Raw genomic sequence first — 15094 nt, 5'->3', positions numbered from 1 at the left:
TTCGATGTCCGTTGAAACCTGGCTTGCCTTCGCCGCCACGTCTGCCGTCATGCTGGCCATTCCCGGCCCGACCATCCTGCTGGTCATATCCTATGCGCTCGGTCATAGCCGGCGCACGGCATTGGCAACGGTCACCGGGGTAACGCTCGGTGACTTCACCGCGATGACAGCATCGCTGGCTGGCCTCGGCGCGCTGCTCGCAACGTCGGCTTTCCTCTTCACCATACTCAAGCTGATCGGCGCGGCATACCTGATGTTTCTGGGCATCAAGCTGTGGAGGGCGCCGATCGTCACCGGTCCGATGGGGGACAACGATAATCTTCCGCAGGAGCGATCGCTGAAGATTTTCATGCACGCCTATGTTGTGACGGCACTCAATCCGAAGAGCATTGTCTTCTTCATCGCTTTCGTTCCGCAATTCCTCGATCTCGGCAAACCCTTCCTTCCGCAGACCCTTATTCTGGAGGCAACTTTTCTCTGCCTCGCAGCGCTCAACGCCTTCCTTTACGGACTGCTTGCGGGCGCCGCGCGCGGCTACATCCGCAAGGCCAGCGTGCAGCGGGTCGTTAACAAAACGGGCGGAACTTTGTTGATCGCAGCCGGTGCGGTAACCGCCGGATACCGCAGAATGGCGGCTTGAAGCGCTTCCCACCTTGCGGGGCTGTCACGAATAGGTTAATTGGCGTTCATAATTTAATTCTCCTGTGACTGAATTGCATCGCAGGTGGAACGCAAATTTCGAAAGAGACAGCATGATAGCCAGCGGATTTACGAGCCTGAAGCGCAGCGTCGCCGTCTCGGCAATCCTTTGCAGTGGCCTCGCAGGCTGCGCCACGCAGCAGCAGAACGCCCAGGCCAATCTTTCGCATAACAACGTTCCGCAGCCGACGACGACGACGGCAGTCGCACAGACGACAATCCCGACAGAGCCGAACGGCAGCACCAGCACTGTCGCGCAGACGCCGCAGCCAACGGCATCTTCCCCGACGCTTTCCAAGACAGACCGTGTCACCCAGACCGCCATGGCAACAGGCCCCCGCCTGCCGGAAGCGCAACCAGCGTCGGTAACCGACCGCATGGGCCAGCCAGCGGCACAGCCCGGCAAAGCCAATGAGGCGCAGGTCGCCATCGCTTCGATGACCGGCCAGCCCAGCACAACACCATCTGCATCGGCAGCTTATGCCTCTCCCGATGAGGGCCTGGTACCCTCCGTTGTCGCCATCCCGACACCGAACCCGGCGCGTCCCGGCGACCTGTCGATGGCGCCGGCCGCGCAATCGATGCTGGTGACCACGGACAACGCGCTGCCGTTGACGCCCGAGATGGTTGCCATCCAGGCGGTAATCCCGACGCCGCGTCCGGGCGAAGCCAGCGCCTTCACCACAACGCAGGTGGCCTATGCCGCCCCCTCCCCCCAGCTTGCCAGCCTGAGCTATGCCGACAACCGTCTGCATTACGACTTCAACTTCGATACGACTGGTCCAAGTGTTGTGGCGGCCGTGATGGAGGACACCACCGAGGACAATGTACCTCCTGAGCAAAAGGGCAATATCACCAAGCTCATTGAGAAATACGCAAAGCTTTACCAAGTCCCCGCAGCACTCATCCACCGCGTCGTCCATCGCGAGAGCCGTTACGATCCGAAAGCCTTCAACAATCGCGGCTATTTCGGCCTGATGCAGATCAAGTACAACACGGCAAAATCCATGGGCTACGAAGGCCCAGCCTCCGGCCTGTTCGACGCCGAAACCAACATCAAATATGCGGCCAAATATCTGCGTGGCGCCTGGATGGTGGCTGACAACAAGCCCGACACAGCCGTTTCCCTCTACGCTCGTGGCTATTATTACGATGCCAAGAACAAGGGCATGACAAACATCGCCAACGGCAACTACTGATACCTTCCCCCACGACAAGCTAATGGCATCGAGATCCAGCGAACCTGGCAGTAGCTCTGCGCGGGCTCTGGCGATCCTATAGGCTTGCCGCTGGCGTTCCGCGAATTATGCGATGCGCCTTGAACGGCAGTACCCAAGCAGACCGATTGCCGCCGCCGGACGGAGGCCGCCAGGCTCAGGTCTTCACCGGCGTCATCGCCTCGATGATCTTCTTCACCAGGATTTGCGGTCGATAGTTGCGCTGCCCCGGGGTAAGCCCGAGGCGGACGACGACGAGATTGGCGGAGGGAACGATGGCGACACTCTGTCCGTCATGACCGAGCATCCAGAACGTATCGTTGGGCAAGCCGAACTGGGCGTTCGATCCACCAGGCGCCGAGACCCAGGCCTGCACCTGCGTATAAAGGCCATTGGACGCCTTCGTCGGCGTCCGCATCGCGCCGACGAAGCCCTCCGGCAGCAGGCGCTCTCCATGCCACACCCCATCGCGCCTAAGGAATTCGCCGAACCTCGCCCAGTCCCGACCTGTCGCATAGAGATAGGAACTGCCGACGAACGTACCCTGCTCGTCCGCCTCCAAAACGGCGCTTGCCATGCCGAGCGGTGCGAACAGTGCATCGCGCGGATAGGCAAGCGCCGCATGCATATTGTCGAACCGGTTCATCCAGATGCGCGACAACAGCACGGCCGTTCCCGAGGAATAGGAAAACCGTTCCTTGGGCGCATAGCCCTGCGGCGCCGCAGAAGCCATCTCGGCCATGTCGGGTTTCAGGAACAGCATCTTCGTGACGTCGGTGACGGCGCCATAGTCTTCGTTGAAGACAAGCCCGCTCTCCATCGCCAGCAGATCGCTGAGGCGGATGTTTGCCCGGCTGTCGCCATGCCAGGCCGGCAGCAGGTCCTTGTCGTCGAAGGACATGCGCCGCGCCTGCATCAACCGGCCGATAATGGCCGCGTTGACGGTCTTGGTCATCGACCATCCAAGCAGCGGTGTCGCCGCATCGAAACCCTTGCCATAGGCTTCCGCCACCAACTGACCGTCCTTGATGACGACCACGGCACGCATGCCGGGACCGGCAAGTGCGGGATCCTTGATGAGCTGCGAAAGTGGGCTTGAAGCATCGACGGTGACATTGTCGCCATCCGGCCAGTTCGCATCCCGCCCCTTGACGACGGGGATGCGCGGCATCGACAGGTGCGCCGCGGCGTTGAGGTCGCCATCTGGGACCGTGGCGCAACCGAGCGGCCCGCGATAGACGGCGTAGCTCGGCGCAAACAATCCGAGGATACGGGCACCGACGACACCCTCGCCGGGGCCTGACGAGAGGCGGATCAGCTTCAGGACGGGATTGCCCGGTGCCTGCACGTCATCGGCCAGCACCGCCTGCGGATCACGTCCGGAGACGAAGCTGCTGGAGCAGACGATCTTGGCTGCATAGCCATCGGCGATCCGCAGCAGATCCGGTGGCGCCACCGCGAGCCACACCGCAACACCGGCCACCGCCAAGCCCGCCATGGCTACCACACCCAAACCAATCTTCGACATTAAACGCATTGCAAGGTCTCCGGCTGCTCGCAAACACCACAAGCAGCAAAGCCGACTTAGATCAAGCTCGGCGCCGACCGGCAACCGGTGAGCCCGGTCGTCCCGGCGGAGCACCGAAGCCCTCCTGTCACGTGGCTGTAGCACTGCCGCGTTACATGCCGCGAACCGCAACGGGGTGACGAATCATGACGGAATTCGCTTCGGACAGCAGCCTTGCCAAAAACCGCAAGATCAAGGACGCCGTCCTCCAGCATAAGGCGTTGTCAAAGGCCGGTTTTTCGGAACGGCTGTTCGGGCTGATGTTTTCCGGCCTGGTCTATCCGCAGATTTGGGAAGACCCAGATGTCGACATGCAGGCCATGGAGCTTAAGCCGCATCACCGCATCGTCACAATCGGCTCGGGCGGCTGCAACATGCTCGCCTACCTCTCGCAGAACCCGGCCTCCATCGATGTCGTCGATCTCAACCCCCACCATATAGCGCTGAACAGGCTGAAGCTTGCCGCCTTCCGGCTGCTGCCCGGTCACAGCGACGTCGTCCGCTTCTTCGGCACCCCTGACGCAGGCGTCAATAGCAAGGCTTTCGATCGCTTCATTTCGCCTGACCTGGACGCCGCAACGGGCGCCTACTGGAACGGCCGCGACATGCTCGGACGGCGGCGCGTCACGGTTTTCGACCGCAACATCTATCGCACCGGGCTGCTCGGCCGTTTCATCGGCGCCGCCCATCTGCTCGGCCGGATGCACGGGGTGAAATTCACCAAGCTGACCGAGGCGCGGACGCTGCGCGAACAGCGGCAATTCTTTGAAACCGAGATTTCCCCCGTCTTCGAGCGCCGCATGGTCCGCTGGCTGCTCGGCCGCAAGAGCTCGCTGTTCGGTCTCGGCATTCCACCGCAGCAATATGACGAACTGGCCAGCCTTGCCGGCGACGGCTCGATTGCCGCTGTGCTGAAATACCGGCTGGAAAAGCTCACCTGCCACTTCCCGATGAGCGAAAACTATTTTGCCTGGCAGGCTTTCGCCCGCCGCTATGCCGAGACCGGCAAGGGCCCGCTGCCGACCTATCTGAAGCCGGAACACTATTCGTCCATCCGCGCCAACGCCGAGCGCGTGACGGTACACCACCTGAACTTCACCGAGCTTCTGGCGACCAAGCAAGCTGCATCGATGGACCGCTACGTGCTGCTCGACGCGCAGGACTGGATGAACGATGGCCAGCTCAACGAACTCTGGGCCGAGATCAGCCGCACCGCAGCCCCCGGCGCGCGCGTCATCTTCCGCACCGCCGCCGAAAAGAGCATCATCGAGGGCCGACTGTCCCCCGCCATCAGAGATCAGTGGGACTATCAGGAGGAGCGCTCGCAGGCGCTCAATGCCCGCGACCGTTCAGCGATCTATGGCGGCTTTCACATCTACGGTAAGAAGCCATGAGCGGCGCCGACAGCCAGGTGGGACACACCAGCGAAAGCCATGCCGGACTGATGGACGGCATGTATCGCTACCAGCGGCACATCTACGACCTGACGCGGAAATACTATCTGTTCGGGCGCGACCGGACGATCAATCACCTGAACGTCCCGTTTTGCGGTTCGCTTCTCGAGGTTGGCTGCGGCACCGGACGCAACCTGCTCTATGCCCACCGACGCTTTCCCTCTGCCCGTCTCTTCGGTCTCGATATCTCGCAGGAAATGCTGACCAGCGCCCGCGCCAGCTTTCGCGGCTTGCCGTCGATGCCTGACTTCAAGGTCGCCGACGCCACCACCTTCACCGCGAGCGACTTCGGGACCGATGGTTTCGACCGGATCATGATCTCCTACGCGCTGTCGATGATCCCCGACTGGCGGGGGGCGATCGACGCGGCACTGGACGCACTTAACCCCGGTGGCGAGCTTCATATCGTCGATTTCGGCCAGCAGCAGCGCCTGCCCGGCTGGTTTGCCAAGGGCCTGCAATCATGGCTGCGCAGCTTCCACGTGACGCCGCGCGCCGAACTGCAAGGCGTCCTCGAAGAGCGCTGCAGCAGGCTCGACGCGAAGCTTCTGGTCGAGGATATGGGCCGTGGCTACGCCTTCCGCGCGGTGATTGTGACAAAGCGCTGACATTTCGCTTGAAGATAACGTATTTTTTACGTTGATATGGTGAAAAAGGTATTATTGCCTCTCTGTCCGCAAATCAGCGTCCGGCCTTTGATGCCTGATTTGCGCAGCACGATTACTCACCTCGATACGGGATGCCCATGCGCCGGCTTATGTTGTGTCTACTGCCGCTCGCCCTCCTGCTCAGCGGCTGCAATTCCGGCTATGACTTCATGGAAACGAAGTCGCTCCCGAAAGCACGTTTTCACGACACAAAGCCCCAGGACTTCGGCGCCGACCATCCGCAGCTGCGACCGATCCATGGCATCGACATTTCCAAGTGGCAGGGCGACATCGACTGGCGGACGGTGAAAAGCTCGGGCGTCGCCTTTGCCTTCATCAAGGCGACCGAAGGCAAGGATCGTGTCGACGCCAAGTTCGACGAATATTCCAGCGAGGCCCGCGCCGCCGGCATCCCGAGCGCGCCCTACCATTTCTATTATTTCTGCTCCTCGGCCGACGAGCAGGCCGACTGGTTCATTCGCAACGTTCCGAAATCCGCGATGATCCTGCCGCCGGTCCTTGACGTCGAGTGGAACGCCGAATCCAAGACCTGCCGCCTGCGCCCCGATGCAGTCACCGTGCGCGCCGAACTCAAGCGCTTTATGGACCGCCTCGAAGCCTATTATCACATGCGGCCGATCATCTACACGTCGGTGGATTTCCACCGCGACAATCTCGTCGGCTACTTCAAGGACTATCACTTCTGGGTGCGCTCCGTCGCCAAGCATCCGGGCGTCACCTATGCGGACCGCCGCTGGGCCTTCTGGCAATACACCTCGACGGGCGTCATTCCGGGCATCAAGGGCCCGACGGACATCAACGTCTTTGCCGGTAACGAGAAGAACTGGCAGAACTGGGTCGCGGCGGTGACGAAGCTCAGGAATTCTTGACCACTCAGCCATTTCCTTCTTGCATCGAAGCTCATGTTCTGGGAAAGCGACCTCATCCGTAAGCAACGAGGACCGCCCATGGACCGCTTCATCGCTCGACGCACCGCACTCGCGATCGTTTTCGCATCGACAATGGCAGGTGCTGCCGCGGCCCAGACGAGCGCCCCGGCCCCGCAAAATCCAGCACAGACCGCTGCCTGCGGTGGAGACCTTTCCACCTTCCTCCAGGGCGTCAAGGCCGACGCTATCAAGGCTGGCGCCACGGCCGAGGCGGTCGACAAGACCCTGGCCGGCGCGCAGATCGACCAGAAGGTGCTTGCCCGGGACCGAGCCCAGGGCGTCTTCAAGCAGACCTTCCTGGAGTTCTCGCAGCGTACCGTCAGCCAGGCCCGGCTCGACATCGGCCGTAAGAAGATGACGCAATATGCCGACGTCTTTGCCCGCGCCGAAAAAGAGCATGGCGTTCCAGCCGGCGTGATCACCGCCTTCTGGGCGATGGAAACCGATTTTGGCGCCGTCCAGGGTGACTTCAACACCCGTAACGCACTGGTGACGCTCGCCCATGACTGCCGCCGCCCGGATCGTTTCCGCGAGCAGCTGATCGCCCTCACGGAACTTGTCCAGCGCAACGATGTCGATCCGGCCACCACGGCAGGCGCCTGGGCCGGCGAGATCGGCCAGACTCAGCTGCTGCCGAAGACCATCATCGCCTTCGGCGAGGACGGCGACGGCGATGGCCTGGTGAAGCTGCGCGAGAGCGCGCCTGATGTCATTCTGACGACCGCCAACTTCCTCCAGTCGCTGGGCTTCCAGCGCGGCCAGCCCTGGCTTCAGGAAGTTACGCTTCCAGCCAGCCTGCCCTATGAGAAGTCCGGCATCGGCGGCACCATGACGGCGGCCGAATGGTTTGCCCTCGGGGTCAAGCCGCGTGACGGCGACACCTCCTTCGGCAACCTGCCCTCGGCCCTGATCCTGCCGCAGGGACGCTTGGGCCCGGCCTTCCTCACCTATCCCAATTTCAACGTCTATCTCGCCTGGAACCAGTCGTTCATCTACACGACCTCGGCCGCCTATTTCGCCACCCGCCTCAGCGGCGCCCCGACCTACAACAAGGGCACGCCTGAGAAGGGTCTGAGCGACACCGACATGCGCGCCTTGCAGACCAAGCTGAAGGCCCATGGCTACGATGTCGGCGAGATCGACGGCATCCTCGGCTCCGGCACCCGCATCGCCATCCAGAAGGAACAGGCGCGCCTCGGCATGCCCGCAGACGGCTGGGCAACGGAAGCGCTGCTCAACGCGCTCTGAGAAAACCCGGGGAAACATGCAATGAGTGGGGGGCGGCCGAGAGGTCGCCCTTTGCTTTTCCGGCTTGCTGATAACAATCCTTGCAGCCGGCGCGGGAATCGGGTGGAAGCAGGCTCAAAGGCTGCGATGGTCGTCTGACGCTGAGGAGAGCCTATGATGATTGAAAATCGCATGAACGCCCTGACCTGGGGCCTGCTCGTCCTGCTCGGCCTGATCTGGGGTGGTTCTTTCTTCTTCGCCCGCATTGCCGTGCACGACGTGCCGCCCTTCACCCTCGTCTTCCTTCGGCTGATCCTCGCAGCCGTCGCGCTGCACCTGTACATCGCCGGCCGCTATGGCATCTACGGCCTCCTGCGTAGCCACTGGCGTTCGTTCCTGCTGCTCGGGCTGATCAACAATGCAATCCCCCACGCGATGATCTTTCTCGGCGAAACGGAGATCGGGGCCGGGCTCGCTTCGGTGCTGAATGCCACGACACCGATCTGGACGGTCATCGTCGCCCATTACGCGACACAGGACGAAAAGCCCGGCCGGGCGAAGATCTTGGGTTGCCTCGTTGGTCTCGTCGGCACCGTGGTGCTGGTGGGACCAGGCGCTATGGACGCTGCCGGCGCGCCGCTCTGGGCCTTGCTGCTGCCGATCGTTGCCGCCATCTCCTACGGCTTCGCCGGCGTCTATTCCAAGCGTTTCAAGGCCATCCCGGCACCGGTCACGGCGGCTGGCCAGCTGACCGGCTCATCGCTGCTCATGCTGCCGGTCTCCATGCTGGTCGACCGGCCATGGACGCTCGCCATGCCGCCTGCATCCACCATCCTGGCCATTGTTGCCCTGGCGCTGCTTTCGACCGCCTTTGCCTACATCCTCTATTTCCGCATCATGACGCTTGCCGGTGCCACCAATACCTCGCTCGTCACCCTGCTCGTGCCACCGAGCGCCATTCTGTTGGGCTTTGTCTTTCTCGGCGAGCGGCTCGGGCCGATGCAGATCGCCGGCATGCTGCTCATAGGGCTGGGCCTGGTGATCCTCGACGGCCGGATCTTTGCCCGCCGAAAAACGGAAGTCGCGACGAAGACGTCCTGAAGGCAGAATAGGCAGTCTGCTCCAGGCCCGCTTCCCATGCGGTCACCTTAACGCCCTCTTAAACTTCGTAAATGAATTCACACTTTTATTTTGACGTGAAATCAATGACTAAAGCCGGAAACTGCCGTATTTGGCACTTTGTCGCTGCAGCGCAATATGGAATTCGCTTCCGGGCGACATATTTGTGACATAGGCTTTAATTGTTAACGGAGGAGACAGGCCATGGGACTGACGCAATCCATCAACGTCCTCTTGATCAGTGCAGCATTTATGTTCGTCGTGACGATGCTTTTCATCTGACACGCCGTTCGCGGTTCCATCGCGGCCGGAATGCAGGCTTCTCTAAGCTTAACATGGGTTAAAAAAAGCGCTGATCCGAAGGGGTCGGCGCTTTTTTCGTGTGAGCCTCAGGCAGCGGCGCCGGTCGCCTGCGCCACCTTGGCGCGTTTCAGGCCCAGCCTGTCGAGCACAGCGCCGACCAGCGGAGCGCGGTTCATCGTGTAGAGGTGAAATTCCTTGTGTCCACGCCGCACCAGATCCTCAATCTGCTCGGCCGCGACATCGGCCGCGACCTTCGCCCGATCTTCCGGCTTATCGTCGAGGCCAGCGAAGCGCTCGTCGAGCCGCGCCGGAATGGTGGTGCCGCACATGCCGGCAAAGCGTTTCAGCTGCGTCAGGTTCTGGATCGGCATGATGCCGGGCAGCACCGGAATGGTGATGCCGGCGCCGCGCACGCGTTCCATGTAGCGCTCAAACACGTCGTTATCGAAGAAGAACTGCGTCAGCGCCCTGTTGGCGCCGTTATCGGCCTTGCGCTTCAGCATAGCCACATCGGCAGCCGTATCGGCGCTCTCCGGGTGCTTCTCCGGATAGGCGGAAACGGAGATTTCGAAGTCGCCGATCTCGCGCAGGCCGGCGACCAGTGCCGCAGCGTTCTCGTAGCCGCCGGGGTGCGGCTGATAGGCGGTACCGATGCCCCCCGCAGGATCGCCACGCAGGGCAACGAAGTGCTTGACGCCGGCGGACCGCATTTCCTGGACGACCCGGTGCGTTTCCTCGCGCGTTGCGCTTACGCAGGTCAGATGCGACGCCGTCGGTAGCGGCGTCTCGGCGATCATCCGCCGGACGGTGTTCAGCGTCGGCGCCTTTGTCGAGCCGCCGGCCCCATAGGTCACCGAAACAAATTCAGGCTGCCATTCGGTAAGCTCGGTGATCGCGGCCCAGAGCTGCCCCTCCATGTCCGGCGTCTTCGGCGGAAAGAACTCGAAGGAGATGGCAAGGTCGCTGCGACCGGTGTTTGGTGTCGAAGCCATGTCAGGCCCTTTCGGCTGAAATTGAAGATGCCTGGCGCGTTTCCGCAGCCGCAATGAGCAGCCGTGGATCGCGCGCCACCCAGATCGTGACCGTCAGATCCTGACCGCTGGGCTTGCCGGAATGAAGGTCGCGCACCTCCTCGACCTCGAGCCCGACCTTCCTCAGCCACTCCTCCATCATCGCATGGGAGAAGCCGAGCCTCAGATGGGCATGTTCGTCGCGCAGATATTCGAGGGCATGCGGAGCAAGATCGACGATGACCAGCCGCCCGCCCGGCCGCAGCATGCGCGCCGCCTCGCCGATCGCCAGCTCCGGCTGGTACAGGAAGTGCAGAACCTGGTGGATGGTGATGAGGTCGAAATCCTGCGCATCGAGCGGCAGGTTGAAGATGTCGCCGTGCCGCACCGAAGCGGTGCTGATATTGGCCTTGTCGAGATTGGCGCGGGCGACCGCCAGCATGTCGCGGCTGGCATCGACGCCGATCGCGCGGCGGTAGACGCCGGACAACAGCTGCAGCATGCGCCCCGTGCCCGTGCCGAGATCGAGAAAGCGGTCGATCGGCTGCGTACCGATCAACTGCTTCAATGCGCTGTCGACATCCTCGTCGGCGACGTGCAGCCGCCGCAGTTCGTCCCACTCAGCTGCGTTATGGCTGAAATAGACCTGCGCACGCTCGGCCCGCACTTGCTTCACCGCCGCCAGCCGCTCTCCGTCGCGCAAGAGCACCGGATCGTTTTCCGACGCATGGCGCAATAGCGTGCGGGCGAGATGGACGGCATGGCCATCTTGCTTGAGGCGGAAATAAGCCCAGGCGCCCTCCTGGTAGCGATCGATCAGCCCAGCTTCGCCGAGAAGCTTCAGATGGCGCGAGATGCGGGGTTGGGATTGCCCGAGAATTTCGGTAAGATCGGTCACTGTTAGATCGCCGGCAGCCAGCAGCGCCAACAGCCGAAGCCGCGTCGGTTCACCCGCCGCCTTCAACACGTCTACCAGCCCTTCGAGGCCGAATTTCACCAGTTCCGCCATTCCACCTCGCCCAATCAAGACATAAACATATCTTTATGTGATTGCGGCACTTGGCGCAAGAGGGAAATCGCAAGTCGCTATTGGAGTTGGTTAAACCTCCCACTCGCTCGCGCACCGAGACACCTATCGGATAAACGTAAAAACCCTGCGGCGAGCCGCAGGGTTTCTGATGTCAGATCGCGACAGACGAGCCTTAGCGGGTCAGGCGCTTGTAGGTCTGGCTGCCCGGGTTGAGCGCGTCGGCGCCGAGACGGCGGACCTTGTCCTGCTCGTAGTCTTCGAAGTTGCCTTCGAACCATTCGACATGGCCGTCGCCTTCGAAGGCGAGGATATGCGTCGCCAGGCGGTCGAGGAACATGCGATCATGGCTGATGATGATGGCGCAGCCGGCAAAATTCTCAAGTGCCGTTTCCAGCGCGCCGAGCGTTTCGGTATCCAGGTCGTTGGTCGGTTCGTCGAGGAGGAGAACGTTGCCGCCGGCCTTCAGCATCTTGGCAAGATGGACGCGGTTACGCTGACCACCCGAGAGATTGCCGACCTTCTGCTGCTGATCGCCGCCCTTGAAGTTGAAGGCGCCGCAGTAAGCGCGCGAGTTCATGTCGAACTTGCCGAGCTTGATGATTTCGGCGCCGCCCGAGATTTCCTCCCAGACGGTCTTCGAACCATCCAGCGCGTCGCGGCTCTGGTCTACATAGCCGAGATGCACGGTGTCGCCGATGCGAACCGAACCGGCATCCGGCTGTTCCTGGCCGGTGATCATCTTGAACAGCGTCGTCTTGCCGGCGCCGTTGGGGCCGATGATGCCGACGATGCCACCCGGCGGCAGCTTGATCGACAGGTCGTTGATCAGCGTCCGGCCTTCGAAGCCCTTGGTGATCCCTTCCATCTCGATGACCACCTGACCCAGGCGTTCCGAGACCGGAATGATGATCTGCGCGTCGCCAGGACGCTGCTTTTCGGCCGCATCGACCAGCTGCTCGTAGGACTTGATTCGGGCCTTTGACTTGGCCTGACGCGCCTTCGGGCTGGAGGCGATCCATTCCTGTTCGCGGCTGATGGCCTTCTGGCGGCCGGCGTCTTCGCGCGCTTCCTGCTGCATGCGCTTGGCTTTCGCCGTCAGGTAGGCAGAGTAGTTGCCCTCATAGGGAATACCGCGGCCGCGGTCGAGTTCGAGGATCCAGCCGGTGACGTTGTCGAGGAAGTAGCGATCGTGGGTGATCATCATCACGGCGCCCGGATAGGCTCGCAGGTGCTTTTCCAGCCAGGCGATGGTCTCGGCGTCCAGATGGTTGGTCGGTTCGTCGAGGAGCAGAAGATCAGGCTGCGACAAGAGCAGGCGGCAGAGCGCGATACGACGACGCTCACCACCCGACAGCAAAGTGACGTCGGATTCCTTCGGCGGGCAGCGAAGAGCCTCCATCGCCATCTCGACCTGCTGCTCGAGGTCCCAGAGATTTTGGCTGTCGATGATGTCCTGGAGCTTGGCGCCTTCGTCGGCGGTCTCGTCGGAATAGTTCATCATCAATTCGTTGTAGCGCTCGAGCACGGCAGTCTTGTCGGCAACGCCGACCATGACGTTCTCGAAGGCCGTCTTGGTCTCGTCGAGATGCGGCTCCTGCTCGAGATAGCCGACGGTGGCGCCTTCGGCGAGCCAGGCCTCCCCGGTGAATTCCTTGTCCTGGCCGGCGATGATGCGCAGCACGGTCGACTTACCCGCACCGTTCGGACCGAGGATACCGATCTTGGCATCCGGGTAGAACGACAGGTTGACGTTTTCGAGGATCTTCTTCGCACCGTAGGCCTTGTTGAGGCCTGACATGTGATAGATGAACTGACGTGCCATTGCTGGGCTTCTCCTAGGCGCAAGAGATTGGGGTTTGTGCCGCTATGTAAGGGAAAGCACGCCGCGCGGCAACGCCGAAACCGGCCCGGACCCTGATTTGTCCAGGCACTCCCCGTCACATCGCACAAAAATCGGAGCCACCATCGCAATCAGGCCGCTCGCCTGTTGCCAATCCAGCGACCCAGTCGCGGTCGCGCTCAGGCCGCCAGTTAGTGCGTGACGGCCTGCACCAGCCCCTCGTCGCAACCAAAGTCCGTGCTGCCGGCGCCCTGGATCAGCTTGGCGAGCCGTGGTCCGCTTGTTGATGGCGAGACTGCGTCTTGCGAGAGGCCAATGGTCAACTCGGAAATCACCCGCACACTTCCGGCGCGGCGGCAGCTCATCTTGACGCGGGCACTGGCGCCTTCGCCGAAGCTCTTGTCGAAGGCCGCCTTGATCCGTCCGGCATCCAGCGTCTTGCCGACGTTCTCGGCAAACAAGGCGCCGACAGCTGAAGCATTCAATTCGTCGATCAACGATACAGCCGTGCCGAAATAGGCCTCGGCGGTGAGCTTGGTGCAGGTTCCGTGCTTCAGCCACTCGTGGCGCTCGAGACCGGACTGGGTGCCCGGCATCGCCTTGTCGAGAGCTGCCTTGGTCGGCGCCGAAAGCTCAACCGCGGGAAGGCTGTCCCAGCCATGGCTGCGATCGGCCTGCTGCAATTCATCCGACACGCCGCAATAGTTCTGCCGCATTGGCCAGAGGCCGTGCAGCGACAGGCGCGTCGCATCGAAACTCGCAGCTGTTTCGCTCCGGCATTCCGCTTTCTTCGCATTGGTGGCGCAGAAGGCCGGCTCCCAGCTGGCAGCAAGGATGAACCGCGTCTGCCCGTCCCTCGCCTGCGCTATCGATCCCAACAACACCGGGAGACACATCAATGCAGACAGAAGCCACAACGACCGAAATTGCATGACCCACCCCCATCAATAAGAACATTTGAAGAACAAATAAGCAGATCGTCAGGCGTCCCGCAAGCCATAATCGCGGGTTTTGGCGCATATTTCTGTGCGCTGCATTGAAGTTGCATTGCAAAGGCTTGCGCATTGCCTTTTGTTGCCGCCAACGCAAGGAAATCCCATGTTCGAAGAGATCAGGCGTCTTCAAAGCCCCACCGGCGCCACGCTGGCCTACCGCCAACAGGCCGCATCGGACCGGCCACGCGGAATTCTCCTGGTACTGCATGGGCTTGCCGAGCATTCGGGCCGATACCGGCGTTTCGCCGAGGCGATGGCCCTGCGCGGCTATCACGTCTACGCCCATGACCACCGGGGCCATGGCCGGACCAAGGCGCCGGACGCGCCGCTCGGCCAGTTTTCCCGTCGCGACGGCGTCGCCCGCGTCCTGGAGGACGTGCTTGCCATGCGCAGCCTGGCGACGTCGGCCCATCCGGGCCTGCCGGTCATTCTCTTCGGCCATTCGATGGGAGGGCTGATCAGCCTCAATGCGGCCATCGCCTATCCGACGCTGTTTGACGCCGTCGCCGTCTGGAACGCCAATTTCCGGCCTGGCCTTGCCGGACGTGCGGGACAACTGATCCTGGGGATCGAGCGCATGCTGAAGGGTTCGGACGTGCCGAGCGCCCTGCTGCCGCGGCTGACGTTCGGCGCCTGGGGACAGTCTATCCCCAATCACCGAACCCCATTCGACTGGCTGTCGACCGATCCGGCCGAAGTCGATGCCTATATGGAAGATCCTTTGTCGGGCTTCGATGCCTGCGTTTCGCAGTGGCGAGATCTGCTGGCGATGAGCTATGCGGGAGCCGAGCAGAGCCGGCTTGCACGCCTGCGACGCGACATCCCGATCCATCTGGTCGGCGGCGGCAAGGACCCGGCGACAGACCTCGGCAAAGCCGTGGAATGGCTGGCAAAGCGTTTGAAACACTTCGGCTTTTCGCATATCACCTGCAAACTCTACCAGGAGATGCGGCACGAGACGCTGCATGAAATCGATGCCGCCCGTGCCATGGCAGACTTTGCCGACTGGTGCGACCGCGCATTGCAGAAGGCCTGA

At 62.0% G+C, this 15094-nt stretch carries 13 protein-coding genes; 8 read left to right on the top strand and 5 right to left on the bottom strand.

All coding sequences use genetic code 11. From position 1 onward, the window contains the following. Positions 1–4 precede the first annotated feature (4 nt). Together VH564_RS10525 and VH564_RS10520 are read left to right on the top strand one after the other, a co-directional pair. Entirely contained in the window at positions 5–640 is a 636-nt protein-coding gene (locus VH564_RS10525) for a LysE family translocator (protein WP_423339770.1), read from the top strand. 112 nt (positions 641–752) lie between these two features. Next, positions 753–1898, top strand: a complete 1146-nt coding sequence (locus VH564_RS10520; protein ID WP_423339769.1) for a transglycosylase SLT domain-containing protein — start codon at positions 753–755, stop codon at positions 1896–1898. 175 nt (positions 1899–2073) lie between these two features. Here the strand turns inward: VH564_RS10520 and VH564_RS10515 are convergent, their stop codons facing one another. After that, positions 2074–3453 (bottom strand): serine hydrolase domain-containing protein, encoded by a 1380-nt coding sequence (locus VH564_RS10515; protein ID WP_423339768.1) that lies wholly within the window; start codon positions 3451–3453, stop codon positions 2074–2076. A gap of 176 nt (positions 3454–3629) precedes the next feature. Between VH564_RS10515 and VH564_RS10510 the strand changes: the two genes are divergently transcribed. The 5 genes from VH564_RS10510 to VH564_RS10490 all read left to right on the top strand — a co-directional run bounded on the left by VH564_RS10510 (position 3630) and on the right by VH564_RS10490 (position 8862). Next, positions 3630–4877 carry a DUF3419 family protein gene (locus VH564_RS10510; RefSeq protein WP_423339767.1) on the top strand — a complete coding sequence of 416 codons (1248 nt, stop codon included), beginning with the start codon at positions 3630–3632 and terminating at the stop codon, positions 4875–4877. Then, positions 4874–5545, top strand: a complete 672-nt coding sequence (locus VH564_RS10505; protein WP_423339766.1) for a class I SAM-dependent methyltransferase — start codon at positions 4874–4876, stop codon at positions 5543–5545. The genes VH564_RS10510 and VH564_RS10505 overlap by 4 nt, the downstream gene beginning before the upstream one ends. Positions 5546–5682: 137 nt before the next feature. Continuing rightward, the gene (locus VH564_RS10500; RefSeq protein ID WP_423339765.1) at positions 5683–6474 is read left to right on the top strand and encodes a GH25 family lysozyme; all 792 of its coding nucleotides are present in this window, start codon (positions 5683–5685) and stop codon (positions 6472–6474) included. A 78-nt stretch (positions 6475–6552) separates the two neighbouring features. Further along, positions 6553–7782: a lytic murein transglycosylase gene (locus tag VH564_RS10495; protein WP_423339764.1), complete on the top strand. Its 1230-nt coding sequence runs from the start codon at positions 6553–6555 to the stop codon at positions 7780–7782. 159 nt (positions 7783–7941) lie between these two features. Continuing rightward, on the top strand, positions 7942–8862 hold the full coding sequence (locus VH564_RS10490; RefSeq protein ID WP_423339992.1) for a DMT family transporter: 921 nt from the start codon (positions 7942–7944) through the stop codon (positions 8860–8862). Between the two features lie 407 nt (positions 8863–9269). On the opposite strand, the gene metF is transcribed toward VH564_RS10490, so the two are convergent. The 4 genes from metF to VH564_RS10470 all read right to left on the bottom strand — a co-directional run bounded on the left by metF (position 9270) and on the right by VH564_RS10470 (position 13995). Further along, on the bottom strand, positions 9270–10175 hold the full coding sequence (gene metF, locus VH564_RS10485) for a methylenetetrahydrofolate reductase [NAD(P)H] (protein WP_423339763.1): 906 nt from the start codon (positions 10173–10175) through the stop codon (positions 9270–9272). A gap of 1 nt (position 10176) precedes the next feature. Then, the gene (locus tag VH564_RS10480; protein WP_423339762.1) at positions 10177–11202 is read right to left on the bottom strand and encodes an ArsR/SmtB family transcription factor; all 1026 of its coding nucleotides are present in this window, start codon (positions 11200–11202) and stop codon (positions 10177–10179) included. Between the two features lie 193 nt (positions 11203–11395). Further along, on the bottom strand, positions 11396–13045 hold the full coding sequence (ettA, locus tag VH564_RS10475; RefSeq protein ID WP_423339761.1) for an energy-dependent translational throttle protein EttA: 1650 nt from the start codon (positions 13043–13045) through the stop codon (positions 11396–11398). 209 nt (positions 13046–13254) lie between these two features. Beyond that, entirely contained in the window at positions 13255–13995 is a 741-nt protein-coding gene (locus VH564_RS10470) for a ribonuclease T2 family protein (protein WP_423339760.1), read from the bottom strand. 166 nt (positions 13996–14161) lie between these two features. Here VH564_RS10470 and VH564_RS10465 point away from each other — a divergent pair, with 166 nt between their 5' ends. After that, a complete protein-coding gene (locus tag VH564_RS10465; protein WP_423339759.1) occupies positions 14162–15094 on the top strand; it encodes an alpha/beta fold hydrolase in 933 nt (310 codons plus the stop codon).

The sequence above is a fragment of the Rhizobium sp. HT1-10 genome (assembly GCF_049472505.1).
Taxonomy (GTDB): domain Bacteria; phylum Pseudomonadota; class Alphaproteobacteria; order Rhizobiales; family Rhizobiaceae; genus Rhizobium.
Note: the sequence above shows the minus strand (reverse complement) of the source record. Positions and strands in the feature narration are given on the sequence as shown.